General features: G+C 73.4%; 21 protein-coding genes. 10 read left to right on the plus strand and 11 right to left on the minus strand.

The genetic code is table 11. The annotated features are described in order from the left end of the window. Window positions 1-97: 97 nt before the first annotated feature. Window positions 98-1,300: a cysteine desulfurase-like protein gene (locus ACZ5GT_RS07270; protein WP_469015999.1), complete on the minus strand. Its 1,203-nt coding sequence runs from the start codon at window positions 1,298-1,300 to the stop codon at window positions 98-100. A gap of 204 nt (window positions 1,301-1,504) precedes the next feature. Here ACZ5GT_RS07270 and ACZ5GT_RS07275 point away from each other — a divergent pair, with 204 nt between their 5' ends. Further along, window positions 1,505-2,710, plus strand: coding sequence for a pectinesterase family protein (locus ACZ5GT_RS07275; RefSeq protein ID WP_469016003.1), 1,206 nt, complete (start codon window positions 1,505-1,507; stop codon window positions 2,708-2,710). A gap of 74 nt (window positions 2,711-2,784) precedes the next feature. Next, entirely contained in the window at window positions 2,785-3,798 is a 1,014-nt protein-coding gene (locus tag ACZ5GT_RS07280) for a pectate lyase family protein (RefSeq protein ID WP_469016006.1), read from the plus strand. A gap of 216 nt (window positions 3,799-4,014) precedes the next feature. Here the strand turns inward: ACZ5GT_RS07280 and ACZ5GT_RS07285 are convergent, their stop codons facing one another. Continuing rightward, window positions 4,015-4,962 (minus strand): LysR family transcriptional regulator, encoded by a 948-nt coding sequence (locus tag ACZ5GT_RS07285; protein ID WP_469016009.1) that lies wholly within the window; start codon window positions 4,960-4,962, stop codon window positions 4,015-4,017. A 189-nt stretch (window positions 4,963-5,151) separates the two neighbouring features. Between ACZ5GT_RS07285 and ACZ5GT_RS07290 the strand changes: the two genes are divergently transcribed. Then, a complete protein-coding gene (locus tag ACZ5GT_RS07290; protein ID WP_469016014.1) occupies window positions 5,152-5,679 on the plus strand; it encodes an SRPBCC family protein in 528 nt (175 codons plus the stop codon). 366 nt (window positions 5,680-6,045) lie between these two features. On the opposite strand, the gene ACZ5GT_RS07295 is transcribed toward ACZ5GT_RS07290, so the two are convergent. Beyond that, the gene (locus tag ACZ5GT_RS07295; RefSeq protein ID WP_469016019.1) at window positions 6,046-6,750 is read right to left on the minus strand and encodes a lipoprotein; all 705 of its coding nucleotides are present in this window, start codon (window positions 6,748-6,750) and stop codon (window positions 6,046-6,048) included. 179 nt (window positions 6,751-6,929) lie between these two features. Here ACZ5GT_RS07295 and ACZ5GT_RS07300 point away from each other — a divergent pair, with 179 nt between their 5' ends. Next, window positions 6,930-9,947 (plus strand): glycosyl hydrolase, encoded by a 3,018-nt coding sequence (locus ACZ5GT_RS07300; protein ID WP_469016026.1) that lies wholly within the window; start codon window positions 6,930-6,932, stop codon window positions 9,945-9,947. Between the two features lie 122 nt (window positions 9,948-10,069). Here ACZ5GT_RS07300 and ACZ5GT_RS07305 read toward each other — a convergent pair whose 3' ends face one another. Further along, the gene (locus ACZ5GT_RS07305; RefSeq protein ID WP_469016030.1) at window positions 10,070-10,603 is read right to left on the minus strand and encodes a DoxX family protein; all 534 of its coding nucleotides are present in this window, start codon (window positions 10,601-10,603) and stop codon (window positions 10,070-10,072) included. Window positions 10,604-10,808: 205 nt separating this feature from the next. Between ACZ5GT_RS07305 and ACZ5GT_RS07310 the strand changes: the two genes are divergently transcribed. Together ACZ5GT_RS07310 and ACZ5GT_RS07315 are read left to right on the plus strand one after the other, a co-directional pair. After that, window positions 10,809-12,875 (plus strand): DUF1996 domain-containing protein, encoded by a 2,067-nt coding sequence (locus ACZ5GT_RS07310; RefSeq protein WP_469016034.1) that lies wholly within the window; start codon window positions 10,809-10,811, stop codon window positions 12,873-12,875. Between the two features lie 55 nt (window positions 12,876-12,930). Beyond that, window positions 12,931-13,197, plus strand: coding sequence for a hypothetical protein (locus ACZ5GT_RS07315; RefSeq protein WP_469016039.1), 267 nt, complete (start codon window positions 12,931-12,933; stop codon window positions 13,195-13,197). 130 nt (window positions 13,198-13,327) lie between these two features. On the opposite strand, the gene ACZ5GT_RS07320 is transcribed toward ACZ5GT_RS07315, so the two are convergent. The 3 genes from ACZ5GT_RS07320 to ACZ5GT_RS07330 form a co-directional block, all read right to left on the minus strand. Continuing rightward, window positions 13,328-13,792, minus strand: coding sequence for an SRPBCC family protein (locus ACZ5GT_RS07320; protein WP_469016046.1), 465 nt, complete (start codon window positions 13,790-13,792; stop codon window positions 13,328-13,330). Window positions 13,793-13,914: 122 nt separating this feature from the next. Further along, the gene (locus tag ACZ5GT_RS07325) at window positions 13,915-15,285 is read right to left on the minus strand and encodes a sensor histidine kinase (protein WP_469016051.1); all 1,371 of its coding nucleotides are present in this window, start codon (window positions 15,283-15,285) and stop codon (window positions 13,915-13,917) included. Then, window positions 15,282-15,968 carry a response regulator transcription factor gene (locus tag ACZ5GT_RS07330; protein WP_469016056.1) on the minus strand — a complete coding sequence of 229 codons (687 nt, stop codon included), beginning with the start codon at window positions 15,966-15,968 and terminating at the stop codon, window positions 15,282-15,284. Before ACZ5GT_RS07330 ends, ACZ5GT_RS07325 begins: the two co-directional genes overlap by 4 nt. A gap of 175 nt (window positions 15,969-16,143) precedes the next feature. On the opposite strand from ACZ5GT_RS07330, the gene ACZ5GT_RS07335 reads away from it, so the two are divergent. The 3 genes from ACZ5GT_RS07335 to ACZ5GT_RS07345 all read left to right on the plus strand — a co-directional run bounded on the left by ACZ5GT_RS07335 (window position 16,144) and on the right by ACZ5GT_RS07345 (window position 19,868). Then, window positions 16,144-16,689: a hypothetical protein gene (locus ACZ5GT_RS07335; protein ID WP_469016060.1), complete on the plus strand. Its 546-nt coding sequence runs from the start codon at window positions 16,144-16,146 to the stop codon at window positions 16,687-16,689. A gap of 174 nt (window positions 16,690-16,863) precedes the next feature. Next, window positions 16,864-19,161, plus strand: coding sequence for an MMPL family transporter (locus ACZ5GT_RS07340; RefSeq protein ID WP_469016065.1), 2,298 nt, complete (start codon window positions 16,864-16,866; stop codon window positions 19,159-19,161). Continuing rightward, window positions 19,158-19,868, plus strand: coding sequence for an LmeA family phospholipid-binding protein (locus ACZ5GT_RS07345; protein WP_469016068.1), 711 nt, complete (start codon window positions 19,158-19,160; stop codon window positions 19,866-19,868). The genes ACZ5GT_RS07340 and ACZ5GT_RS07345 overlap by 4 nt, the downstream gene beginning before the upstream one ends. A gap of 65 nt (window positions 19,869-19,933) precedes the next feature. Here ACZ5GT_RS07345 and ACZ5GT_RS07350 read toward each other — a convergent pair whose 3' ends face one another. Further along, window positions 19,934-20,656 carry an FAD binding domain-containing protein gene (locus ACZ5GT_RS07350; protein ID WP_469016071.1) on the minus strand — a complete coding sequence of 241 codons (723 nt, stop codon included), beginning with the start codon at window positions 20,654-20,656 and terminating at the stop codon, window positions 19,934-19,936. Between the two features lie 269 nt (window positions 20,657-20,925). Between ACZ5GT_RS07350 and ACZ5GT_RS07355 the strand changes: the two genes are divergently transcribed. Next, on the plus strand, window positions 20,926-22,437 hold the full coding sequence (locus ACZ5GT_RS07355) for an MFS transporter (protein ID WP_469016078.1): 1,512 nt from the start codon (window positions 20,926-20,928) through the stop codon (window positions 22,435-22,437). A gap of 46 nt (window positions 22,438-22,483) precedes the next feature. On the opposite strand, the gene ACZ5GT_RS07360 is transcribed toward ACZ5GT_RS07355, so the two are convergent. The 3 genes from ACZ5GT_RS07360 to ACZ5GT_RS07370 form a co-directional block, all read right to left on the minus strand. Next, window positions 22,484-23,809 (minus strand): alpha/beta fold hydrolase, encoded by a 1,326-nt coding sequence (locus tag ACZ5GT_RS07360; protein ID WP_469016085.1) that lies wholly within the window; start codon window positions 23,807-23,809, stop codon window positions 22,484-22,486. Window positions 23,810-24,348: 539 nt separating this feature from the next. After that, a complete protein-coding gene (locus ACZ5GT_RS07365) occupies window positions 24,349-24,699 on the minus strand; it encodes a hypothetical protein (protein ID WP_469016088.1) in 351 nt (116 codons plus the stop codon). 45 nt (window positions 24,700-24,744) lie between these two features. Then, entirely contained in the window at window positions 24,745-25,092 is a 348-nt protein-coding gene (locus ACZ5GT_RS07370; protein ID WP_469016091.1) for a hypothetical protein, read from the minus strand. Between the last annotated feature and the right edge of the window lie 133 nt (window positions 25,093-25,225).

The following is a 25,225-nucleotide window of genomic DNA, read 5'->3' on the forward strand; positions in this document are numbered from 1 at the left end:
CGCGGGGCCCGGACCCACCCGGCCTCACACCCAGGCGTCCAGCTACACCGGGGCGTGCCAGTCGGCTTAGGGGATCGTCTCGGTGCCCTGGACGCCGTCACGCCCCGAGGCTCGCCAGCGCTGCCAGCAGCCGGTCGACGTCCTCCTCGTCGGTGTAGGGGGCGAGCCCGACCCGTACGGCGCCCGTGTCGCCCAGGCCGAGTCGGCGGGAGGCCTCCAGGGCGTAGAACGAGCCGGCCGGGGCGTCGACGCCGTGCGCCGCGAGGTGTGCCGCGACCTGCGCGGAGTCGTGGCCGTCCAGGGAGAACAGCAGCGTCGGGGTGCGCAGCGCCGCGCGCGAGTACACGGTGACGCCGGGGAGGGAGGCCAGACCCCGCTCCATCCGTTCGCGCAGGGCCTCCTCGTGGGACTCCAGTTCCGCGAACGCGGCGAGCAGGCGTTCGCGGCGGGTGCCGGACGACCGGGGCGCCAGATCGGCGAGGAAGTCCACCGCGGCGCGCGCCCCGGCCAGCAACTCGTAGGGCAGCGTGCCCAGTTCGAAACGCTCGGGCACGGCGTCGGAGGAGGGCAGCAGCTTGTCCGGGCGCAGCGTCTCGAGCAGTTCAGGCGCGGCCGCCAGGACACCGAGGTGCGGGCCGAGGAACTTGTACGGCGAGCAGACCAGGGTGTCCGCGCCGAGCGCGGTCAGGTCGACCGGCGCGTGCGCGGCGTAGTGCACGGCGTCCACGTGCAGCAGCGCGCCGACGCCGTGCGCGAGGGCGGCGAGGGCGGGGACGTCGGGGCGGGTGCCGATGAGGTTGGAGGCCGCGGTCACGGCGACCAGCCGGGTGCGCGGCGACAGCACGGTCTCGATGTGCTCGGGGTGGAGTTCGCCGGTGGCCGGGTCGAAGTCCGCCCAGCGGACGGTGGCGCCGGCCGCCCGCGCCGCCTGGACCCACGGCCGGATGTTGGAGTCGTGGTCGAGGCGGGTCACGACCACCTCGTCGCCGGGCACCCAGTCCTTGGCGAGCGTGCGGGAGACGTCGTAGGCGAGCTGCGTCGAGCTGCGGCCGAAGACTATGCCGTCCGGTTGCGCGCCGAGCAGGTCGGCGAGGGCGGCGCGGGACGCCGCGACGATGGCCTCCGCGTTGCGCTCGCCCTCCGTGACGTGCCCCCGGTTGGCCAGCGGACGGGACAGCGCGTCCACGATCGCGTCGATGACCGGCTGCGGTGTCTGCGTGCCGCCGGGCGCGTCGAAGCGGGCCGTACCGGATTTCAGCGCGGGTACCTGTGCGCGGATGGCGGCGACGTCGAGGGCCATGGGTGCTCCTGGAGGTGTCGGGTGTCTGCCCGGTGACAGCCTCGCATGCCGCGTGGCCTGCCGGAACGCCGGCCGGGGCCGTCGCGGCGGCACCCGGCCGGGCGCGGTCGTCCCGGCCGCCGTGAGATGAACGGCGAATTTCTCGGAAGTTTCTGTTGTCGACCCGCCCGTCGAAGCATCTACAGGGGTGGGAGCGCTCCCATCGTGCGCTCCCATCGTGCCGGTCACCACGGCGCGCTCGTCCCCCGCCCCGCCCTCGGTCAGGAGGCCAAGGTGTCAGAAGGACTATTGAGAAGACTGCGGCACGCGCTGGTGGCGGCCTTCATGGTCGCCGCGACGGCAGGCGCCGTCGGAGTCGCCGCGCAGCCGTCGCAGGCGGCGACCGCCCCGGTCGCCGGCAGTACGTATCAGCTCGCGGTCGCCAAGAGCGGCAGGTGCCTCGAGGTTCCGCCGGTCATCCAGGAGACCTGTACCGCCAACACCGACAAGCAGTGGGCCTTCGACCTCGTCGCCGGGTCCACGAGCACGCCGACGGTGGCCTCCGACGGCACCGGCACCTACCGGACCGTGCAGGCGGCCGTCGACGCCGTGCCGGCCAACAACACGACCCGCCGGGTCATCACGATCAAACCGGGCACCTACCGGGAGATCGTGACGATTCCGTCGAACAAGCCCTACATCACCCTGCAGGGGCTGGGCAGCTCGGCCGGCTCGACCGTCATCGTGAACAACCACTACGCGGGCGCGTACGGCACCTCGGGCAGCGCGACCGTGTTCGCCTACGGACACGACTTCGTGGCCACCGACCTCACCATCTCCAACGACTTCGACGAGAGTTCGGTGACCAGCGGCCAGCAGGCGGTGGCGCTCCATCTCAACGCCGACCGCGCGGTGTTCAGCAATGTGCGGCTGCTGGGCGACCAGGACACCTTCCTGGTCAACGACGCCACCCGCGCCTACATGGTCAACTCGTACGTGGAGGGCACCGTCGACTTCGTCTTCGGCGGCGGCACCATCGTGTTCAACAACTGCTCGATCTACGAGAAGCGCTCGACGGGCGGCACGCTCACCGCCGCGAGCACCGCGGCTGACAAGACCTACGGCTTCCTGTTCTACAAGTCGACGATCACCGGGGCGGCGAACAACAACACCAACCTGGGCCGGCCGTGGCGTGCCGCCGCGCAGGTGCTGTACCGCGAGTCGAACCTGAGCGCCACGGTCAAGACCTCCCAGCCGTGGACTGACATGTCCGGCAACAGCTGGAAGAACGCCCGGTTCCTCGAATACAGGAACACCGGCTCCGGCGCGACGGTCAACGCGAACCGGCCGCAGATGAGCGACTCGACCGCGGCCGACTACACCCCGCAGAAGTACCTAGCGGGCTCCGACGGCTGGAACCCCGTCGGCTGACATCACACCACCCGGCTGGACATCACACCAACCCAGCTGACATCACACCCACCGAAAGGACAAGGGACACCACCATGACCGGAATCAAGGCAAACCGGCGCTATGCACTCGCGGCGCTCGCCCTCGCTGTACCCGGCATGCTCGTCGGCCTCACCACGCAGTCCTCGCAGGCCGCCACGTCGGTCGCCGCTCGCAGCTGGTCCAACACCCCCGACGGGTTCGCCTCCACCGGCGGCGGCACCACCGGCGGTGCCGCAGGCGCCACGGTCACCGTCACCACCTACTCCGACCTGATCAAGTACGCCACCGCCGGCGCCGCCTACGTGATCAGGGTCAACGGCACGATCACCGTGCCGAACTACGGCTACGAGATCCCCGTCACCTCGAACAAGACCCTGGTGGGGGTCGGGACCAACGGCCGGATCAAGAACGGTGGGTTCTTCCTCGGCTCGGGAGTCCACAACGTGATCATCCGGAACCTCACCATCGGGGACACCGCCGTGGCCTCCGACGACCCGGACGACAAGCAGTTCGACTACGACGGTATCCAGATGGACACCGCCGACCACGTGTGGATCGACCACAACAAGTTCACCAACATCAACGACGGCTACATCGACTCGCGCAAGGACACCAGCTACGTGACGGTGTCCTGGAACCAACTGGGCAACCACAACAAGACGTTCGGCATCGGCTGGACCAGCAACGTCACCGCGCGGATGACGATCCACCACAACTGGCTCCACGACAACACCCAGCGCAACCCCAGCGCGGACAACCTCGCCTACGCCCATCTGTACAACAACTACCTGCAGAACATCAGCAGTTACGGCAACTACTCGCGTGGTGCGACCAAGATGGTGCTGGAGAACAGCTACTTCGACAACGTGAACAACCCGTACTACCCGGACACCACCGCCCAGCTCAAGCAGAGCGGCAGCATCGTGGTGAACAGCTCGGGCAAGAAGCAGACGAGCGGCTCGGCGTTCGACCCGCACGACTTCTACTCGTACACCCTTGACGCGGCGGCCGACGTGCCCAACCTGGTCAAGACGTACTCCGGGCCGCAGGCCGACATCGGCCTCTGACCCGACGGGCGGCACCGGTCGCGCGTAGGAGGCCGCTTCCCAGGTCGCTCCACCCGATGTGTCACCCCGGGACCGGTGCCCGGTCCCGGGGTGAACGGGTCGCGCCAGGAGACAGTGGCCTCGCCCGGCCTCGGCGAACAACGGAACAGCCGTCAGCGCTGGAGCATGTCGTCGGTGATGACGGGCGGCCGGTCGCCGTGCTTGCAGCTCGCGCTCCTACCAAGTAAGGGCTGCGTGGCGGAGGGTGTCGCGGACGAGGACGACGTCGGGGTTGGCTTCGGCGCCGGGGCGCTGGACGAGGAAGAGGGTGTTGAGTGGTGGTTCGTCGGGGTCGTGGAGGAGGGCCAGGGTGCCGGCGGCGAGGTGGTCCTTGCACAGGGAGCGGGGCAGGACGCTGTAGCCGGAGCCGGCGGCGACCGCGGAGAGGACGGCGTACAGGTTGGGCACGGTGACGGCGGCCTGGGCGGTGAGCTGCCTGCCGAGGACGAGGCGCCAGTAGCGGCGCACGATGGGCAGGTCTTCCGCGTAGGTGACGAGCGGGATGTCCGCAAGCGCGCTGCAGAGGCCGTCGGGCGCCAGGGCTTCCGTCCGCGTGGCCCAGTGTGGCGCCGCGACGAGCATGTACTCCTCGTCGGCCAGGGGTGCGGAGGGCAGGGCGCGGCCCCTCGGCCGCCGGGTGGCGATGACCAGGTCGTGCCGGCCCGCCCGCAGCTCTTCGACGAGCGGTTCGGTCAGGCCGGTGTCGACGCGGAGCTGTACTCCCGCAGTGACGAGCGGGGCGAGTGCGGGCAGCGCCCGGGTGCACAGCAGCTCGGAGGGGCCGGCGAGGTGGACGGGGCCGGCTCGGCCGGACAGGGGGTCGCTCTCCAGGGAGGCGAGGGCGTCGAGGGGGCCCGCGGCCCGGGCGGCGAGTTCGTGGGCGATCGCAGTGGGTTCCGCTCCGCGCGGGAGCCGGGTGAACAGGACATGCCCGGTCTGCTGCTCCAGTGTGCGGATCTGGGCGGTGACGGTCGGCTGCGACAGCCCGAGCAGAGGCGCCGCGGCGGTGAACGAGCCGGCACGGTAGACGGCCAGAAACGTGCGGAGCAGGTTCAGATCCGCGTGCGGGGCGATTCTCACCCCGCCGGGGACGGCCTTCGGCTTGTCCGGCGTCGCGTGCTTCATGGCCACCAGAGTAGCTCCGATGGCCATCGGAGCTTCGATGGGAGCGATCGGTTCCTCTATTGGCTCTCCGATGGATCCCAGGCCTAGCTTCGAAGAGTCGCCGGATGGCGGCACAGCAGCGGGCCGTGATGATGCCCGTGACGCGACGACGCGGTCCGGAAGCCCGCCCGTATCCGAGAGGACCCCCACATGACCACGCAGAACGCGATCAACTGGCCCGAGAAGTACCTGCCCGGCACCGGCGACAACTTCGTCTCCAACGAGGTGATCGTCCAAGGCCTGACCGCCGCCCAGGTGTGGCATCACCTCGTCGACACCTCGACCTGGGAGTCGTACTACGACAACGTCGCCGACATCTCCTTCCCGCAGGGTGGCGGCCCCGAGCTCAGGACGGACACCGTCTTCGGCTTCGGCACCTTCGGCTTCCCGCCCCTGGACGCCCGCGTCGTCGAGTTCCAGGCCCCCGCTCAGGGAGTTCCCGGCCGCCTGTCCTGGACCGCGAAGCAGGACGGCACGCCCGAGGAGCAGCTCGATGTGCTGCACGCCTGGCTGGTGGAAGACCTGTCCGGCGGCCGGGTGCGGATCCTGACCCAGGAGACGCAGATCGGCCGGCCCGCCGCGGCGCTTGCCGAGGAACGGCCGAACCCGATGCTCAACGGCCACCAGGCGTGGCTCGACGGCCTGGTCCGTGCCGCGTCCGGGAAGGCGGGCCGATGAGGAGTCGCCGAACGGGACGCGTGGTCCTGTTCGCCGGCTGTCGGCGTCCGGTCTCGAAGGCCATGGTCGCTCCTCTGGAGACGCCTGACACTTGCCGCCGCCCCATCATGCCGATCGCCGACCGGCAGACTGCCGGGTGCCGCCGAGCTCGCGCAGATCACTCAGCGCGAGCCCCATCCGGGCTCGGCCGCGAATACGCGACACCTGAACCTGCGAGCTGACCGGTCCCGAGGCCGTCGCCGGCCGACGGGCGGGCCATGCGTCACCGGCCCGGGTGCCCGGTGCTCCCGCGGGACCTCCCCGGTTCCGCCGGGGCGCCGCGCAGCGGTTTCCGTCTCCGATCACGGACCTGTGGGGCGGGCCCGTTCAGCCGGCCCGCAGGGTCCGCTTGGCGAGTTCGTACGCCGGGAGCATCGCCTCGTGCTCCTCGGTGTCCATCCCGCCGAGGTGCAGGACGACCGGCCCGCTCGACGTCGTGACGGCGAGGGCGCGTTCCCTCTTCGTCTCGCCCAGGATCTCGCTGGTGTACAGGTACTCCACCTCGGCGCCGGTGAGGCCGCCGCCCGTGCGGAACGTGCGGTACTGCGCCTTGCTCGCGCCGTCCTCGGCCGCCACGAACGCCTCGAGCACGGCGCGCGCGTCGCCGCCGCCCGGATCGCCGGTCCACACCCGCAGGTAGCCGATGTGCCCGGCGGGCTTGGCGTCCACCTCGCACGCGGCGGTGACCGGGCCCTGGTGCAACAGCGCGTCGGCGAGTTCCTCACCGAGGCCGGAGCCGGAGTCGCCGGCCTTCTCCGTGGCGGCCTCCGCGTCGACGGCCTCGGCCTTCCAGTCCTCGGCGATGTCGAAGGTGACCGGGAGCCTGCACGCCGAGCCGGCGGCGCCGACGCTGCCGCCGCTGGCGGCGACCGCCGCCTCCGAATCCGCCGACGCGTTCACCGACGCCTTCGTGGACGCGTCAGCCGTCGCCTTCGCGTCGTCCGGCGCCGCTTCCGAGCAACCAGTCAACACCCCTGCCAGCAAAGCCGCGTTGACCAACCGGCGCCGTGCGCTCCCCGTCCTGCCCGGCATGTGTCCGCGCTCCCCTCGTCGAGGGGTCACCCTATCCGAGCCCTGAAACCCGCCGTGGATCCGCCGGACCGACCGGTGCCGACCTCTTGACCCTGGCTCGGCGCGGGGCTTAGCGTTCCGGCGTTTACAGGAGCTTGAAACGATTCAACTCCTTGCACGACTCACCCTTTGGGGCGCACATGCATGAACTCGTCTCGCAGCGCGGCGGGATGTCGCGGCGCGCGGTCCTGGCCGCCTCGCTGGCCGCGGGCGCCGTGGCCGCCCTCGGCGCCGCGGCGCCCGCCGCAGCCGCCGTCACCGCACTCCCCGCCGGCGCCGGATCAGCTCCCACCGCCGACTGGTTCGCCGACCCCTCGCGCTCGGTGCGCCCCAAGTTCCGCTGGTGGTGGCCGGACGGCCTCGTCGACCCCGACGAGGTCGCCCGCGAGATCGACCAGATCGCGGACGCCGGCTTCGGCGGCGTCGAGATCGCCGCCGTCCACCACAGCATCAAGGACAAGTCGGTGCTGGACACCGCCCGCCACGGCTGGGGCAGCAGGCCCTGGCTCGACGGCGTCGAGGCCGCCCTGCGCCGCGCCGCGAGACGTGGCCTCACCGTCGACCTCACCCTCGGTCCGAGCTGGCCCGTGGCCGTACCCGGCGTCACCCCCGACGACGCGGCCGCCGCCCAGGAACTCGCCCACGGCCGTGTCTCGGTGCCCGGCGGAACCACCTACCAGGGCCCGGTTCCCGAGCCCGTGCGCGCGGCCGCATCCGGCGTCACCCGCCGACAGCTCCTCGCCGTCCAGGCCGCCCGCGTCAACACCGCGAACTCCACCCGCAAGGAGACCGGCCTCGACCTGGCCAGCGTCCGCGACCTGACCGCCACCGTCAGCGGCGGCGCCCTCACCTGGACCGCGCCCGCGGACGGCGACTGGGTGCTGATCTCCTACTGGCAGCGGGGCTCCGGACAGCAGCCCGAGTCCGGCCCGCACTCCTCGCCCGCCGCCTACGCCGTCGACCACTTCAGCCCCGCGGGCACCGCCGCCGTCACCGACTACTGGGACTCCCTGCTGACGCCGTCGCTGAAGGTCCTGCTGAGGGCCGCCGGCGGCGCGTTCTTCGAGGACTCGGTGGAACTGGAGACCGAAGGGCTCGTCTGGACCTCGCAGTTGCCCGACGCGTTCGAGAAGCACACGGGACGCTCCCTGCTGCCGTACCTGCCCGCTGTAGTCCTCGACAAGAGCAACCAGGTCTTCGCCTTCGAGGCGCAGCTCACCCGGCAGATCAGGCACGACTTCTGGGAGACCGTCTCCGGCCTGTTCAACACCCACCACCTGCGTGCCCTCCGGACCTGGGCGCACTCGCTGGACATGGCCCTGCGCTCGCAGCCCTACGGACTGCAGACCGACGCCATCGCCTCGGCGGCGATCCTGGACATCCCCGAGGGCGAGTCGCTCGGCTTCAAGAACCTCGACGACTACCGCTGCCTGGCCGGCGGCCGCGACATGGCCGGGCGCACGGTGCTGTCCTGCGAGGCCGGCGCGTACAACGGCACGGCGTACAGCACCACCTGGGACCGCTTCCTGCGGACGATGGGCGGCGCGTACGCGGCGGGCGTCAACCAGACCGTCGTGCACGGCTTCTCCTACGCCACCGCCCCGCAGGTGAGCTGGCCCGGATTCGCCGCCTTCAGCCCGTACAACGGCGCCCCCGGCTACGGCGAGTCGTGGGGCCCCCGGCAGCCCACCTGGGGTCACGTCGAGGACATCTCCGGCTACCTGGGCCGCGTGCACCGCGTGCTGCAGACCGGCACCGCCCGCGCCGACGTCGCCATCTTCCGGCAGACCGGCTACACGGCCACCGGCATCGGCGCGTCCTGGTTCACCGCCACCGGCATCCCCCTCGGCTGGACCCACCAGTTCCTCAGCGGCCCGCTGCTGGACCTGCCCAGCGCCACCGTCTCCGACGGCCGGCTGGCGCCCGACGGGCCCGCCTACAAGGCGCTGTTCGTCGAGGGCGACTTCTTCTACGGCTCCACCCCGACGCTCGCCCTCGCCGACGCGCGCAAGCTGCTGAAGCTGGCCGAGGCGGGCCTGCCCATGGTCCTGTTCGGCGCCTTCGACCAGGCCCTGACCCCCGGTGTGCCCGACGACGGGGAGACCGACCAACTGCGCGCGCTCCTGGCCCGGCTGCTCGCCCTGCCGGGCGTCGTCCGCGTCACCGACAAGGCCGCCGTCGGCGACGCCCTCGCCAAGCTGGGCGTCACCCCCGACGTCCGCTACGCCAACTCCTCCACGCTCCTCAACGCCCACCGGGCCACCGACGACGCGGACTTCTACTACCTGTGCAACGGCAAGCACGCCGAGACGGTCAAGCCCGCGGTGGCCGCGATCGCCCACGACGTCACCCTGCGCGCCACCGGCCGCCGCGGGGCGACGGTGCCGTACCTCCTCGACGCCTGGACGGGCCGGGCGGTGCGGCTCGCCCGCTACACCCAGGACGGCGACGACTTCACCCTGCGCGTCACGCTCCAGCCGGGGGAGACGGTGATCGTCGCGCTGGGGCGGCCCGGACTGTTCGGCGACCGCTACGGCAACCGCCCGCACGCCGTCGCCTCGGACGCCGACGACGTACTGTTCACCGGCCACGGACTGACCGTGCGGGCCGGCGCGGAGGGCACCCGCACCACCAGTCTGTCCGACGGCAGCACGGTCACCACCACCCTGCCGTCCGTGCCCGGCCCGATCACCCCGGCCACGTGGGAACTCGAGGTCGAGGACTGGTACCCCGGCTCCGACGCGACCCGTACCGAGCGCGTCCGTCGCACCCTCACCCTGAACACGCTCGCGCCCTGGTCCAAGATCCCCGAACTGGCCGACTCCGCGGGCGTCGGCCGCTACCGCACCGAGGTCACCCTGCCGGACGACTGGACCGCGTCCCACGGGGCCGTCCTCGAACTCGGGCAGGTCTCCGACACGGTCCGGGTCACCGTCAACGGCACCTCCCTGCCCGCGATCGACCGACTGCACCCCGTCGTCGACATCGGCCCCTACCTGCGCGGCGGCGACAACAGCATCGAGATCGAAGTGGCGACCCCGCTCATCAACCGGCTGCGGGTCGTCCAGCCGTCCGTGTTCGGCACGGCCGCCCGCCAGGACTACGGCCTGGTCGGTCCCGTGCGGCTCGTTCCGTACGCGCAGGCGGTGGTGTCCTGACGTCACGGGGCGCACCGGCCGATGCCGGTGCGCCCCACCGCGGGAGCGCGGGCGCGTGCACGCGGGTGCGCCGACAGGGCGGCCCGCGGGCGCGTCGGCCCGCGTGTGTGCCCGGCTGCCCGTCAGTGCGGAAGCTTGGCCCGCAGGCCGCCGGCCGTGGCGGCCGGACGGGCGGCGGCACGGGCGGTCCGGCGCACCAGCCGCGCGTCGCGCCGCACGTCATGCACGGCGTGCCGGCCGCGCCACACCAGCGACGGGGAGCCCGCGGTGTCGTCGGCCGCGATCAGCAGACCGCCCAGCATCGACAGGTTCTTCAGGAAGTGGATGCGCTGCTGGGTCCGCTCGGCGGGGTCGCTCGCCTCCCAGAAACGATGGCCCGCCAGGGTGGTGGGCACCAGCGTGCCGGCGATGGCCAGCGCGGCCAGCCGGGGCATCCGGCCGATGCCCAGCAGCACACCCGCCGCCACCTGCACGGCGCCGCCGAGGCGCACCAGCTGCTCGGTGCGGTCGGGCAGCACCGGCACACGTTCGGTGATCGGCCGGACCACGGGCTCGGCCACCGGGGCCACGTCCTCGGGCGCACGGACGGAGTTCAGACCCGCGGTGACGAACATGGAGGCGAGCATCGGACGGCCGGCCACGCGCAACAGACTCATGGTGCTCTCCAGACGTGTGAGTGCGTACGGCCGTCCCCGGGTTCCCCGCAGCCGGGGCGGCAATCGAGGGCACATGGGGAGCGGGTGCGGCTGAGATCTTCCTATGAATTCGTGAAGCGGTTGAACACGCGGCCGCCGCGGTCCGTATGGGGCGAGGGATTGCCATGCCCTGACCGCCATGATCCGTATCCGTAGGAGAGTTCTCGTGGGACGCAGTACGCGCAGACGCCCGACAGGCCCACGCCGCGCGACCTTCGCGGCATTCGCGCTGATCCTGGGCGGAGGCGGGCTGGTCGGGGTGAACGTCTACGCCTCGGCGACCGAGGGCGGCTCCGGCGGTGACGCCGCCCAGACCCGCAGCGCGATGGCCGGCACCATCGACTGCCCTGATGTCGGTGCCCAGTTGACGCAGGTGCCGGAGCAGGCGCGGGCGGACGTCGACAAGGAACTGGCCCTGCTGGACCAGCAGATCGCGGAGGCCTACCAGCGGCTGCAGACGACCGCCCCGGATCAGCGGCAGGACAGCGGCTTCGCCGACAACGCCATCATGAACCCGCTGAAGGAGAAGCGGGCCGCGGCGATCGAGCGGATCGCCGTCGCCATCGGCCGGGTCGGCGACCGCCCGGCCGGTCTCGACTCCCTGGCCGCCTGCACGCTCGCCGTCCCCGACGCCCAGGCCGGTGGACAGGACCAGGGTCAAGGCCAGGACCAGAGCCAGGGGCAGCAGGGCGACGGCGGAGGACAGGCGGGCAACGGCGGCCAGGCCGGCAACGGCCCGGTCGCGGCGGACTTCGTGGACATCACCAAGGTCCAGCCGAACGTCCCCGCCGCGCCGCGCACCACCGCGGACGCCTCGACCGGCTCCTTCACCACCAAGTGCGGGGTGAACGCCAACAAGAACTACAACACCGACAACGTGATCGTGGCGCCCGGCGTGACCAACGGCGCGCACCACACCCATGACTACGTCGGCAACCAGAAGATCAACGCCTTCTCCAGCAACGGCACGTTCCTGGAGGGCGGCACCAGCTGCGAGAACAAGGACGACCTGTCGTCCTACTACTGGCCGGTGCTGCGGCTGCAGGACGGCACGCAGGAGTTCGACCAGAACCAGGACGGCGGCGGAAAGGAAGGCAACGTCGGCCGGATCCTGACCGCACAGGAAGCCGAGATCAAGTACGTCGGCAGCCCCACCGGCAAGGTCGTCGAGATGCCGCAGTTCCTGCGCATCATCACCGGTGACGCCAAGACCACCACCAACGGCCTGGCCAACGCCAACGCGCACTGGAGCTGCACCGGCTTCGAGGACAAGGTCCAGCTGACCGAGCAGTACCCGATCTGTCCGCAGGGCAGCAAGGTGGTGCGCTCCTTCGCCTTCCAGAGCTGCTGGGACGGCCGCAACACCGACAGCGCCAACCACCGCACGCATGTCGCCTTCGCCGACGCGAGCGGCAACTGCCCCGGCGGCTTCCAGGCGATCCCGCAGCTGACGATGCGCCTGGTGTACGACGTTCCGGCGCCGACCGTCGAGAACGGCCAGGTCAAGAACGCCTACGCGGTGGACGGCTTCCCGGAGCAGTTGCACAAGGCGGCCACCGACCACGACGACTTCATCAGCATCACGACCGGTGGACTGGCCCAGGAGATCGCCGACTGCGTCAACAGCGGCCGCCAGTGCGGTTCCGGGGCCGACGGCGGCGCGGACCCGGGCTCGGGCGGGGGAGCGGCCCAGCAGCCGACGGACGCGCCCACCCAGGAGCCCACCCAGCAGCCGACCGACCAGCCCACGGAGCAGCCCACGGAGCAGCCCACCACGGACGCGCCCACCGCGCAGCCGTCCGAGGCGCCGTCCGAAGTGCCGTCCCAGGAGGCTCCCGCCACCCGGTCGCCCGCCGGCGGCGGGGACGGCAAGGCGGCGGGGTCCACCACCACGGCGCCCCGGGTCTACGCCACGTCCTCGTCCCGTCAGAGCACCGCCGCCGCGACCGACGACGACGCGGCGGACGACAACAGCGCGACGGGCGACAACAGCGTCACGAACGGCGGCAGCGCCACGAGTGACGACAGCGTCCCGAACGGCGGCGGCGCCGCGCAGTCCCAGGCAGCGGCCCCGAACGAGCCCGTCGCGGCCGGCCAGGCGGAGCAGCAGGCGGTCCAGGGCGGCGGACTCGCCGAGACGGGCACGACCCTGTGGCCCGCCGCGGCCGGCACCGTCCTGCTGATCGCCGGATTGATCGTGCTGGCCCGCTCGAAGCGTGGTTTCGTGCGGTGAGGTTCCGCGCGGCCTCGGGGAGGCCGTTGTCAGTGGCGGATGCGAAGCTGCGGACATGGACGAGACGGAGTTCATGCGCGGCCGGGTCTACGGCGCCGATCACGACGACGCCGGTCCGCGACCCGGCCGCACCTACGCGGAACTGGTCGGCGGCCCGCTCGACGGGCTGCTCCTGGACACCACCGGCCGGCCCGACCACGAACTGCGGCACGGTGTCGCGCTCGACACCGAGATAGGCCGCTACGGCCCCGGCGGCCGCGCCCTGTACGTCCCGCGCCCCCACGACGGCCGCCGCTTCGACTGGCACGGCGACAGCCCCTGAGGCGCCGGCCCGCGAGGCGCCGGCCCCGGGGGCGAACCCGCCTGCGAGCTGCCGGGCGCGGGCGCGAAGCGGCGAAGCGCCTTCGCCGTGCCCCGGCCGAGACGCTTCGCCGCGGTCCTCACGTCAAGGTCTAGACGTCGCCGGGCCGGATGCGCCCGCGCCAGGCTCCGGACTCGCTCCCGCGGCCCTCGATGAACTCCTTGAAGCGCCGCATGTCGCCCTTGACGCGCCGGTCGATGACCCCCAGCATGTCCGCGGTCTTCTCCGCCGCCCCGCTGGGTTCGACGTCCATCACGAGTTCCACGCGGGTGTGCGTCTCGTCGACGCGCTCGAAGCGCACCGTGCCCTTCTGGTGGGTGTCACCGCTCGTCGTGCGCCACGTGATCCGCTCGTCGGGAAGCTGGTCGACGATCTCGGTGTCGAACTCCCGCTGCACGCCGCTGATCTTGGTGACCCAGTGGTTGTGGCCGGCGTCGAGCTGCCTGATCTCCTCGACGCCTTCCATGAACTGCGGGAATTCCTCGAACTGGGTCCACTGGTTGTAGGCGGTGTGAACGGGGACCTCGACTTCCACGGTTTCCTTGACTGTGCTCACCACTGTGCCTTTCGTTGTCGCTGGTCGACGGCGGGGCCGGGCCCCGGCGCCGCCGTGCGGATCGTGCACGAGGAGCTGGGTACCCGAGGATCACCGGCCTACGACTGTGGAGCCCGGACGGTTCACACAGGCGGCCGCGGCGGCAGGCGGACGGTGAAGCAGGCGCCGCCCTCGGGCGCGCGCCCCTCGGCGCCGATGGTGCCGCCGAGCCGGGTCGTCAGGCGGTGTGCGATGGCCAGGCCGAGGCCGCTGCCGACCGCCCGGACGCCCCGGTACCGTGCGGTGAGCGCGCCGCGTTCGAAGGCGATCGCGACATCGTCGTCGGTGAGTCCGGGACCGCCGTCGCGCAGCTGGATCCGGGCGCCGTCGCCCTCCGGGGCGAGAGCCAGGACCAGCGGCTTCCCGGCGGGTGTGACCCGCAGCGCGTTCTCGGCGAGGCCGTCGACGAGCTGGCGTACCCGGAAGCCGTCGGTGGCGAGGACCAGCGGCCGGCCGGGGCGTTCCACACGGAAGTCGACGTCGTGCCGGGCGCAGCGCACCGACCAGGCGGCCGCGGCCTCCCCCACCAGCACGTCCAGATCGACCTCGTCGACGTCCAGCCGGAAGTCGTCGGCTTCGAGGCGCGCCAGGGCGAGCAGGTCGCCGACGAACCGTTCCAGACGCTCGATCTCGGTGCGCAGCACCCGGCCGGCCTCCGGCACCTCGTCCCCGGTGATCACCTCGTCGGCGAGGGCCTCGGCGTAGCCGCGTGCGGTGGTCAGCGGGGTGCGGATCTCGTGGGAGACGGACAGGAGGAACTCCCGCTGCCGGCTCTCGCTGCGGGCGAGGGCGGCGTCCAGGGTGTTCAGGGCGCCGACGAGCTCCGCCAGCTCGGCGGGGCCCTCCGCGGACACCGTCAGCCCACGCGCCCCGTCGGACAGCCGGTGCGCCGTGCGCGCGGCGGACACCAGCGGACGGGCCAGGCGCCGGCCGAGCAGCGCGCCGGCCAGCGCCGCACCGGTCAGGCCGAGCACCAGCGGCAGGACGAGGCTGCCGCGGATTCGGTCGGTGGCCTCGTCGACGGCGCTCATCGGCTGTGTGAGCACCAGCCCGCCGCCCGCGGGGGTTGGCGCGCCCTCCACCAGCACCTCCTGCCCGTCGACACCGGCGGTGGCGGACACGGAGCGGCCCGCGAGCAGGGCCCCTCGCCGGCCGGCGTCGACGACGGCCGCCGCGGGTCCGTCCACCGCGCCGTTGGGGCGCACGAGGGCGAGCCGGATGTCCTCACCGCCGGCGATCCGCTGCTGCCGGTCGAGCATCCAGGTGGCCAGCGGCGGGGTGCGGGCGAGCACCTCCGCCTGCCGGGAGAGCTGATCGCGTTCCTGCGCCTCCGCGGTCGTGCGGATGATCCGCCAGGCGAACAGCCCGGTCACCACGACGGCCACGGCGGCCACCGCGGTGGTGAGCAGGACGATGCCGCCGGCCAGGGAGCCGCGGCGGCGCACCCGGGTCACGGGCGGTCGCCGGTGACGCTGTAGCCGACCCCGCGGACGGTGCGGATGGGGCTGGCGTCACCGAGCTTGGCACGCAGCTGGGAGACGTAGACGTCCATCACGCGGGTGTCCCGGTATCCGGCGTAGCCCCAGACCTGGGCGAGCAACTGCTCGCGGCTGAAGACCTGTTCGGGGTGGAGCATGAGGAAGGCCAGCAGGTTGAACTCGGTGGTCGTCAGCTCCACCGCCCGGTCGTCGACGCGCAGGGTGCGGCGGCCGGCGTCCAGCGTGAGCCGCCCCAGCCGGCACACCGGGTCGCGCTGCGGGCCCGCCGCCCGCCGCAGCAGGCTCTTGACCCGGGCGACCAGTTCCTGCGGGGAGAACGGCTTGGTCAGGTAGTCGTCGGCGCCGATCTCCAGGCCGAGGATGCGGTCGGTCACCTCGTCCCGGGCGGTCACGAACACCACTGGGGTCCAGTCGCCCGCCTCGCGCAGCCGACGGCACACCTCCATGCCGTCCATGCCGGGCAGGGCGATGTCCAGCACGATCGCCACCGGGCGCAGCCGGCGGGCGGCGGCCAGCGCCCCCTCACCGTCGGCCTCGACGTGGACGCCGTAGCCCTCACGGCTCAGATAGCGCCGCTGCAGGTCGGCGATGTTCCCCTCGTCCTCGACCACCAGGACGAGCCCCTTGTTCTCCGGCATGTGCCTCTCTCCTCGCCCCCGCGGCCGGGGCCCGGCCCCGATGCTAGCCAGCCGCCGACCGCCGGGCCGCCCGGGCGGCCGGCGCCTTACACAGCCCGAACATTCGCCGAACCTTCCGCTCGCACCCCTCCGACACGCTGGGACCAAGATCGAGCGACATCGGCGAGGAGAGATCGTGAACCGCATCCGCACCACGGCGGGACACCGCGCCCGCACCACCGCACTGGCCGTCGCCGGCGTCACCGTGCTGTCCGGGCTCACGTGGTCGGCGGCGTCCATGTCGTCCGCGTCGACCGGCGCCGCCTCCGCGGTCGCGGTCACGCCGGCCGTCGGGCTCGCCGACGCCGTCGTCCGCACCGGCGACGAGCCGCGGCCGGCAGTCCGGCCGGGGACCGGCCTGCCGGCCGAACTGCGGCACGACCTGCGGGCGTTGCGCGGTATGGAGCCGCGCCGGCGCGCGCAGGCGGCGGCCCGGATCAGGCGGGACGCCCTCGACGGCGACTACGGCACGCTCGTGCGGAACCGTGCCGAGCGGGCACAGCACCGTCGGCAGGCGCTGCCTAAGCAACTCCGCGAGGACCTGGCCGAGTTGCGCGGGCTGCCGGGCGAGCAGTGGCGTGTGCGGCTGCTGTCGATCCGCGACAAGGCGCTCGACGGCGGCTACGGCGACCGCGCGCGGCGCTGGGCCGAACGCCACCGCCGCTTCTGGCGGCAGCCCTGAACGCGGCAGTCCTGACGCGGCGCCCCTGAACGACCGGCGCTCCTGAACGCGGCGGCCCGGAGGCGCCCTCGCGGCGAGGGCGCCGACCGGTCCCGTCCCACCCACTTAGCCCGCCAGGGCCCGACCAGGAACGAGTGCATGAACCACGTTCCGGAAACACCAGAGACGACACCAGTGACCTCACCGGAAACACCGGAAACACCCGAAACGCCCCCCTCCGACGACCGCCCCGGCCCCGGCCCCCGCCCGCCCGTCGCCGCCGGTCGGCTGGCTCGGCTCGGTCGCGGCTGCGCCCGGCGGCCCTGGTGGGTGCTCGGCGCCTGGCTGCTGGTGCTGGTGGCCGTGTTCGCCGCCGACCGCGTCCGGGGCGGCACCTTCGAGGACGACTTCTCGCTGCCCGGCACCTCCGTGCAGACCGGCGCCGACCTGCTCGACGCCCATGGGTCCAAGCAGGTGCGCGGCAATGCCTCCCAGGTCGTCCTGCACACCGGCACCGGACGGCTCGACGCCCACGCGGACGGCGTCGCCGGGGCGGTCGGCGCTCTCGCCGAACTGCCGGACGTGACCTCGGTGACCAACCCGCTGAGCACGCCGGGCGCGGTCTCCGCGGACGGCGCCACCGGCATCGTCACGGTCCGCTTCACGGACAACCCGGCCAAGTTCGGCACGTCCTACCTCGACCGGGTGGACGACGCGGTGAGCGGCCTGCGCGCCGACCGCGTCGACGTCGAATACGGCGGCCAGTTGGGCCAGTTGGCGCGTCCGAAGGGCGGGGACCGGCTGTCGGAGATGATCGGGCTGGGCACCGCCGTGGTCGTGCTGCTCGCCGGGTTCGGCAGCCTGGCGGCGGCCGGACTGCCGCTGCTGACCGCCGTCGTCGGCCTCCTGGGCGGTGTGTCGCTGCTCGGCCTGCTGGCCGCCGCCTTCACCTTCGGCACCGCGGCCCCCACCCTGGCGACGATGATGGGCCTGGGCGTGGGCATCGACTACGCGCTGTTCCTCACCACCCGCCATCGCCGGCTGCTGCGGGACACCGGCGACCCGGTGGAGGCGGCGAGCCGGGCGGTGGCCACCAGCGGCCGCGCCGTGATCGTGGCCGCCGCGACGGTCGCCCTCGCCCTGGGCGGCCTGTACGCCTCGGGTGTGGCGTTCATCGGCACCCTCGGTATCGCCTCCGGCCTGACCGTGCTGGTCGCCGCCGTGGCCGCGCTCACCCTGACCCCCGCACTGCTGGGCCTCGCGGGCCGCCGTATCGACCGCTGGCGGGTACGGCCCCCCGTCGACGAACCGGACGCCACCACCGACACCTGGCACCGCTGGGCCGCCACCGTCGGCCGCCGTCCCTGGCTGTTCCTCGCCGTCGGCACGCTCGTCCTGGGTGTGCTCGCCGTCCCCACGGCCGTCATGCGGCTCGGCCACGTCGACAACGGCGCCGACCCGGCCGGCTACACCGACCGCCGGGCCTACGACCTCGTCTCCGACGCCTTCGGTCCGGGCGCCAACGGCCAGTTCACCGTCGTCGCCGCCCTCGCGCCCGCCACCACCACCGCGCAGGCGCGGCAGCTGTCCGCGTCCCTGCACGACGCGCTCGCGGCCACCCCCGGCGTCGCGGCGGTGTCGCAGCCCGCCGTCACCGACGACCGGGCGCTGCTGACGGCCACCGTCACCCCCGACAGCGGGCCCCAGGACCAGGCCACCTCCGACCTGATGCACCGCCTGGAGGACGACACCCTCCCCGACGTGCTGGAACGTCACGGCGCGGACGGCTACGTCACCGGCCACACGGCCGCCCAGCTGACCTTCCGGGACGTCGTGGTGGACCGGCTGCCGGTCATCATCGCGGTCGTCGTCGCGGCGGCCTTCCTGCTGCTGCTCGTCGTCTTCCGCAGCCTCCTCGTCGCCCTGAAGGCGGCCGTGCTCAACCTGTTGTCGATCGGCGCCGCCTACGGTGTCGTCGTCGCGGTCTTCCAGTGGGGCTGGGGCGGCTCACTGCTCGGCGTCGACGAACCCGTACCGGTCGAGTCGTACGTGCCGATGATGATGTTCGCCATCGTCTTCGGGCTGTCCATGGACTACGAGGTCTTCCTGCTCTCCCGCATCCGCGAGTCCTGGCTGCACACCAGGGACAACCACCTCAGCGTCGCCACCGGCCTGGCCGGCACGGCCCGCGTCATCACCTGCGCCGCCCTCATCATGACCAGCGTCTTCCTGGCCTTCCTGCTGTCCGCCAACGTGGTGATCAAGATGCTGGCCCTCGGTCTCGGCGTCAGCGTCGTCATCGACGCCACCCTCGTCCGGCTGGTCCTGGTGCCCGCCACGATGTACCTGCTGGGCCGCGCCAACTGGTGGCTGCCGCGCGGACTGGACCGGGTCCTGCCCCACCTCGACCCGGAGGGTTCCGCGCCACCGCCCGACGCCCCCGGCACCGTGCCGGGCCCGGCCGTCACGAGCGCCCCGGAGGAGCAGCGGTGATCCGGTCCCTGTTCCGGCGGCACCGCGCCGCGTCCGTCATCGCCGTGGTCCTCGCCGTCGTACTGCTCGTCGCCGGCGTCGCCGAGGCCGCCGCCCGTACCCTGCTGCACAGTCGCCTCACGGCCGCGGCCGGGCGCCTGCTCGGCGACGGCAGCGACGTCGACATCGACGGCGGCCCCGCCCTGCTCGCCCTGCTCGACCGGCACCTCGACTCCGTGACGATCAGCGGCGACCACGCCACCCTCGGCCGCATCTCCGACGTGTCCGTCCGCGCCCGCCTGGACGACATCCGGCTGACCGGCAGCCGCTCCGGCACGGTCGCCCGCACCCACGCGAACGTCGAGATCCCCGCGGAGTCCCTGCAGAGCATGGCCGGCGCGCGCGGCAAGCGGCTGCCGATCACCGCCGTGCACCTGGACGCCGGGGCCGACACCATCACCCTCGAACTCAGGGGCGGGCTCGGTCGGGCCACGCTGCGGCCCAGCCTCGAGGACGGGCGCCTGGCCCTGAGCCTGGAGGACGCCGAGGTCCTCGGCAGTCCCGCACCCGCCCGGCTCGTCGACCGGATCGAGAGCAACCTGGCCGGCCGCGCCGACGCCGACTACCCCCTCGGCCTGAAGGCCACGGCGCTGGACGTCACGTCCACGGCCCTGAAGGTCACCCTGGACGGCGGCCCCGCCCGCTTCCCCGCCAAACGGAAGACATGACCGCGGCCACCGCCGCTGCCCCCAGGCAACGCCCCCTCGGGCGGGGCCGGCCCTGCCGGCCGGGATCAGGTGTCGGTCGTCCGGGTCAGCAGGTCGGTGACCTGGTCGGCGACCACATCCCGGGCCTCCGGGTGCAGCGTCCCGATGGTTCCCTCGTCCAGGGTCCGGACCGCCTGCCCGGGGTCGCCGTCGCAGGGGACGCTGCCGCTGAGCACGTCGTAGCCGTCGCGGACGGCGACCCGCAGGCGACGGCGTCCGCCGCCCTCGTCGTGCATCGCGGCGGCGACGACCAGGGGCGGCGGCCCGCCCGGCTCGGCGGCCGACTTGCGGTAGCTGCTGGCGACCGGCTCGCGCCACCGGATGCCGAGCAGCAGCGGCTGCTTGGCCACCACCTCGGCGAGCGCGCTCTCGTGCGTGCGGTCCCGCTCCAGCACCGTAGCCCGGGCGTCCAGGACGAGGGCCGCGGGCAACAGGCAGCGCAGCGTGCTGCCGACGAGGTTGCCGCCGACGGTGGCCGTCCGCCGCACCGCCCCGGTGCCCACCGTGGCGGCCGCCCGCCTGAGCACCTCCGGCACGCGGTCGTCGACGCGGTTCAGCACCACGGCGGCGCCCAGCCTGTCGTGGGCGATCACGTTGGCCTCCGGCAGGTTGCGCAGCGACATCGCCTGCTCGGGGAAGCCGTCGCGCTGCCAGACGGCCCACACGAGGGTCGCCCCTCCGACAGGCACCGCCCCCGCGGCCATGCACTCCTGCGCCTCGGGCACGGACTCGGGCAGACGTAGCAGCACGGGAGCCGACCTCTTTCTGGAGGGACCTGGTGCCGGGGCGGGCGGCCGCACCGGCCGCCGTGACCTTCGGCACGGCGCATTCTTCCCTCCGGAGCGGCGGCGCATACAAGGCTCACGGCGGCACGAGGGCGTACGCCGGATCACCGATCCGCCGTCCGGCGTGCGGGATGCCGTGCGGTGGTAACCCGTACCGGGGGACGCGGCGAACGCGGAACGCGGCGGGCGTGCCCGGCGGGGACGGGTGGAGTCGGGCGGAGACTGGAGATCCGGTGCACTTCGGAACACGGGCGGGCGCGGACCGGCAGAGGCCGGCCGAGGCGGACGGCGGCAACGACCCCAGGCGGTGGCGGGCCCTGTGGGTCACCCTGGTGGCCGGGTTCATGAGCCTGCTCGACGTGACGATCGTCGCGGTGGCGCTGCCGTCCATGCAACGCGACCTGCACACCACGGCGCCCGCCATCCAGTGGGTCGTCTCCGGCTACGCCCTCACCTTCGCACTGGTGCTGGTGACGGCCGGCCGTATCGGCGACGCGGTCGGCAGGCGCCGCATCTTCCTGCTGGCGCTGACGGCCTTCGTGGTGTGCAGCGCGATCGCGGGAGCCGCCCCCACCATCACGCTGCTCGTCGTGGCCCGCCTGGCCCAGGGCGTCGCCGCGGGCTGCCTCGCCCCGCAGAACTCCGCCCTCATCCAGCAGATGTTCCGGGGAGCCGAACGGGGCCGCGCCTTCGGCCTGTTCGGCGCGACGGTGGGCGTCTCCGGCGCCGTCGGCCCGGTGGTGGGCGGTCTGATCCTGAAGCTGGCCGCCGGACCCGACGGCTGGCGCTGGATCTTCTACGTCAACGTGCCGGTCGGTGTGGTCGCGCTCGTGCTGGGAATCAGGCTGCTGCCCAGGACGGCCACGGGCCGCCGCGAGAGCCTCGACCTGGGCGGCGTCGCGCTGCTGGGCTGCGGGGTGCTGGCGCTGATGCTGCCGCTCGTGCTGGCCGAGTCCGGCGGCGTGCGGCGGCTGTGGTGGCTGTTCGCGGTGGGCCTGGCCCTGCTGGTGGTCTTCGCCCGGTGGGAGCGGCGGGTCGCGGGCCGCGGCGGCCGGCCGCTGCTGCATCCCGCTCTGGTCACCGCCACGCGCGGATACGCCGCCGGGGCCGCCATCGCCACCCTGTACTTCGTGGGCTTCAGCGGCGTGTGGCTGGTCTTCGCCCTGTTCCTGCAGAACGGCCTGGGCTACTCGCCGCTGCGCTCCGGGCTCGCGGTGACGCCGTTCGCCCTCGGGTCGGCCGTCGCCGCCGCGGCGGCCGGCCGGCTGGTGGAGCGACTGGGCCGGCTGCTGACCGTCTGCGGGCTGGCCGGCGTGGCGCTCGGCCTGGGCACGACCGCGGCCGTGCTGCGCTGGGCGCCCGCCGGCAGCATGGTGTGGCTCGCCCTGCCCGCGCTGCTCCTCGGCGGTGTGGGCAGCGGCTGCGTCATCTCGCCGAACGTCACCATGACGCTGCGGGACGTGCCGGTGCGGATGGCCGGAGCGGCCGGCGGCGCGCTGCAGACGGGGCAGCGACTGGGCGGCGCCGTCGGTACGGCGGCGCTGCCCGGGGTGTTCTACATGGTGCTCATCGCCGGTCACCACGACTACCGGTCCGCCGTGGCGGCCGCCGTCGGACTCGGCGTGCTGCCGGCCCTGGGCGCGCTGGTCCTGGCGGTCCGCGACTGGTGGCTCGACCGCGACGTCGGCCGGCGCCGCACCTCGCCCGGGACGCCTCCCGGTCACGAGCACGCGGGCGGGGGCTGACGGCCGGTCGCCGCGCCCCCACCCGCCCGCTGCCGCCCTGGCCCGGTCAGGGCTGGAGGGGCAGGCTCGCGCAGTTGGAGGTGGCGGGCTTGCCGTTGAGCCGGTCGGTCAGCCAGGAGATGGCGTCGCCCTGGTCGGTGAGCAGCGGCGTGAAGTGGTTGATGAGGGCGCTGCCCAGGCTGGGCAGGACGACGGGCTTGTAGGTCACGTCGGCGCCCTTGGCGCACCAGTCGACCGCGAGCCGTCGCGCCTGGGCGTGGGGTACGAGGTTGTCGCTGGTGCCGGTGGCCACCCGCACGGGGGAGGCGGGCTTCATGGTGCCGATGCGCTGCTCGTTCAGGAACGCCTTCAGCATCGGCTCCGCGTCGATGACGTCGCTGAGGGAGCGTCCGTCGGTGGTCCACTTGGTGCTGCGCGCATAGCCGTAGGACAGCAGCGCGTCGCCCACGCACATGGTCGACAGGTCCTTCAGCGCCGCCTTGCCCGCCGTGTTCAGGTGGGCGCCGGCGACCTGCTCCAGCGCCGGGTCGGACTGCAGGAAACCGTTGACCGACCAGCCCAGGGCGCCGGTCAGCTCGCTGCCGTCGATGCCCTTGGTGACCTCGATCAGGTTCGCGGGCGGGGCGCCCGCGGAGGTGCCGGCGAGGGCGACGTCGGGCGCGTAGGAGGGCTGCAGTTCGGCGGCCGCCGCGGTAGCGCCGCCGCCCTGGCTGTAGCCGAACAGGGCCACCCGCGAGGCGGAGGTGACCGAGGTGCCGCTCAGGGACCGCGCGGCGCGGACGGCGTCGAGGACGGCATGCCCCTCGTCCACGCGGTTGACGTAGGTGTGCAGCCGGTCCGTGGCGCCGAGCCCCGCGTAGTCGGTGACGACCACGGCGATGCCCCGGGCCAGCAGGCGGTAGATCGCCAGGTCCTCGTAACCGACCGACAGCGTCTGGCCGTTGACCAGCAGGGGGTGCTCCAGGCCGAGGGACGCGGCGCACTGGTCGCCCTGTCCCATGGTGCCGGGGGCCACGGCGACCAGGGGCCGGGCCCCGCTGCCGTTCCAGGCGGCGGACGGTTCGATGTAGGCGCCGGTGACCGCCACCGGACCACCGCCAGAATCGGTCGACCTGTACATCAGGCGGGTGGCGGTGCCGGGCAGCGGTCCGTCGAGGCCCGGCAGGCTCAGCGCCAGGGGAAGCGGTTCGCTGCGGATCACCGTGCCGTTCGCGGCGGGCAGGTCCGCGGGCGGGGTGTAGAAGTCCGGGATGGTGACGCCGCGCGAGACCACGGCGTCGGACTGCGGGGCAGCGGCGGCGGGCAGGGCCGCGGCACCCAGACAGGCGGCGGTCGTGACGGCCGTGGCCAGCAGGCGGGCGGAAACGGGCATGGCGGATCTCCGGGGCTGTGGGGAGGCTGAGCCTTCGGCTGCGGCTCGGGCGGTGACGGCCCTTGGGACAGGGGCCTGCGGTACCGGACCGCGGCCGGCCGCCGTCCCGCACCGTTCTTAGACGAAGTGTCAGGACGGTAACCGCGACTGCGTTACCCGGGGTAGCCCTCGGTAGGTTACGGTTCAGTAATATGACGGCGGAACAGCTCGCGACGGCCGCCGCGACCTCGTGCGATACGGCGTGCGGGCGCTTTCATCGCTCTCCCGGAGCACCCGGCGCCGGGCTCACGCGGCGCCCGAACGGGCTGAGCGTCACGCCGGCGGCCGGGCGGGTCCGGCGGCCACCGCGTCGAGGACCCGGTCCGGACCGGTCGCGGGAGACGTCTCGGCGTCCACGTTCGTGCCGTCGTACACGGCCCTGCTCGGCGCCCGGAAGCGGTCGGTGGCCGGCGTTCTCGTGAGTGCGGGCCGGAGGTGCGCCGCCGGTCGCGCATCGGACCGGCCGGTGGCGCGCTCGGCCCACGGGCTCGGCCGGTGCGTCAGCGCAGCGTCAGCCCCCAGCCCGCCCCCAGGGCCGCCAGCCCGGTGACGAACCACAGGGCGTAGTCGCCCATCGAGCCGTCGTGCACCGCCTTGACCGTGCGGACGGGCACGAGCAGCGCCCTGCACAGCGGTGCCCACGTCGTCTGCCACCACATCGAGGCGGCGGCCGGCAGCACCGCTCCCACGGTCGCCGCCGTGCCGCCGAGCCAGGCGGCGCCGCCCGGCCGGTAGGGCGCCGGGGCGGGAGGCGGCGCCGGCGTGCGTCCGGACAGCACGTGCGCCGCGTTGGGGCGCGGCCGTTGCGCCGACTGCGCCACCTGGGTGAACCAGTCGGCGATCCCGGGCACGAACGACAGCCCGTACGCGACCAGGACGTGTCCGTCGACCCCAGGTCACCGTGGATCAGGTGGCGTGCCGCGCGCGCCGACGTCGAGCACGTAGGCGTTGGGCGAGTAGGTGGCCGGCAGCGTCGGCCACGCGGCGGCGGGGCCGCGCCCGGCGTCCGGTACGTCCCGCCGTACGAACCGGCCCACCGGCCCGCGCCGCCCGGTCGCCAGGCTCCGGATCAGGACCGCGGTGACGACGCCGAAGTCCAGGACCGTCTGCCGGGCGGCCCGGGGCAGGCCCGCGGCCCACCGCAGTCGCGGCCGGCCCGTCGACAGCCGCCCGGTCACCAGCACGGCCCCGACCGCCGCGGCCCGGCGGACCGGTGGTCCGTGCCCGGAGAACCCGCTCGTCACCGGTGTGTTCCGATCACCGTCACGGCCGGCGGGTACCCCGCGCCGCCCGGCTCAACGCGGTACGGCACCCGTGCGGCGGACGGCCGCGTGCCCCGATGGCCGCGTTCCCCGGTCCGTCGGCGTCCGTCGGCGT

The organism is Streptomyces sp. NPDC031340, assembly GCF_055569945.1.

Excerpts from the sequence above, each read along its gene's own strand:
- ACZ5GT_RS07305 (WP_469016030.1), bottom strand. The coding sequence starts at position 10,603 with ATGAGTCTGTTGCGCGTGGCCGGCCGTCCGATGCTCGCCTCCATGTTC.
- ACZ5GT_RS07285 (WP_469016009.1), bottom strand. The coding sequence starts at position 4,962 with ATGAAGCACGCGACGCCGGACAAGCCGAAGGCCGTCCCCGGCGGGGTG.
- ACZ5GT_RS07300 (WP_469016026.1), top strand. The coding sequence starts at position 6,930 with ATGCATGAACTCGTCTCGCAGCGCGGCGGGATGTCGCGGCGCGCGGTC.
- ACZ5GT_RS07295 (WP_469016019.1), bottom strand. The coding sequence starts at position 6,750 with ATGCCGGGCAGGACGGGGAGCGCACGGCGCCGGTTGGTCAACGCGGCT.
- ACZ5GT_RS07270 (WP_469015999.1), bottom strand. The coding sequence starts at position 1,300 with ATGGCCCTCGACGTCGCCGCCATCCGCGCACAGGTACCCGCGCTGAAA.
- ACZ5GT_RS07360 (WP_469016085.1), bottom strand. The coding sequence starts at position 23,809 with ATGCCCGTTTCCGCCCGCCTGCTGGCCACGGCCGTCACGACCGCCGCC.
- ACZ5GT_RS07280 (WP_469016006.1), top strand. The coding sequence starts at position 2,785 with ATGACCGGAATCAAGGCAAACCGGCGCTATGCACTCGCGGCGCTCGCC.
- ACZ5GT_RS07330 (WP_469016056.1), bottom strand. The coding sequence starts at position 15,968 with ATGCCGGAGAACAAGGGGCTCGTCCTGGTGGTCGAGGACGAGGGGAAC.
- ACZ5GT_RS07290 (WP_469016014.1), top strand. The coding sequence starts at position 5,152 with ATGACCACGCAGAACGCGATCAACTGGCCCGAGAAGTACCTGCCCGGC.
- ACZ5GT_RS07315 (WP_469016039.1), top strand. The coding sequence starts at position 12,931 with ATGGACGAGACGGAGTTCATGCGCGGCCGGGTCTACGGCGCCGATCAC.